This is a genomic window from Xanthovirga aplysinae, assembly GCF_009711365.1.
Taxonomy (GTDB): domain Bacteria; phylum Bacteroidota; class Bacteroidia; order Cytophagales; family Cyclobacteriaceae; genus Xanthovirga; species Xanthovirga aplysinae.
Map to the genome: position 1 here is coordinate 1 of NZ_SMMB01000177.1, position 591 is coordinate 591.

The following is a 591-nucleotide window of genomic DNA, read 5'->3' on the forward strand; positions in this document are numbered from 1 at the left end:
TCATGAACACCCTCCTCTAGCTTTTGGCTTACAAAGTTTATTTTTCTTTATTTTCGGTGATAGCATTTACGTAGAGCGATTCTACTCTCTAGGCACTTGTTTTATTACTGGGTTACTCATTCATTTTATTTGGAAGGAATTAAATAAGGATTCAAAGTTTTCATGGATCCCCCTATTGTTATGGGTCAGTATACCCACCGTGAGCTGGACTTTTGCAAACAATATGTTGGAAAACACCATGGGGATTTTCCTTTGTTTATCGGTTTGGTTTTACCTTAAAAGTTTAAAAATAAATCGTTGGAATTATTTAATTTCAAGTGGACTAATGCTCCTTTTTGGAGCATTGACTAAAGGATTTGTAGCTCTTTTTCCCTGGGCACTTCCCTTCTTTCTATGGCTGGTTTCACGGCAAATATCCTTTAAAAGGATGATAGCAGACTCTCTTGTACTAATAGGATCCACTTTGGCACCATTCATTTTGTTAATAATCGTGTCTCCAAATGCTTTTGATAGTTTGCAAAAGTACTTTTTCAAACAAGTGGTAGGAAGTATAGAAAACATTCAAACCGTTAAAAGCAGGTTTTATATTCT

At 35.4% G+C, this 591-nt stretch carries 1 protein-coding gene; it reads left to right on the plus strand.

The window, feature by feature from the left end:
- Positions 1-591: glycosyltransferase family 39 protein (locus E1171_RS00315; protein WP_187696108.1), on the plus strand; the 591-nt coding region annotated here is incomplete at both ends.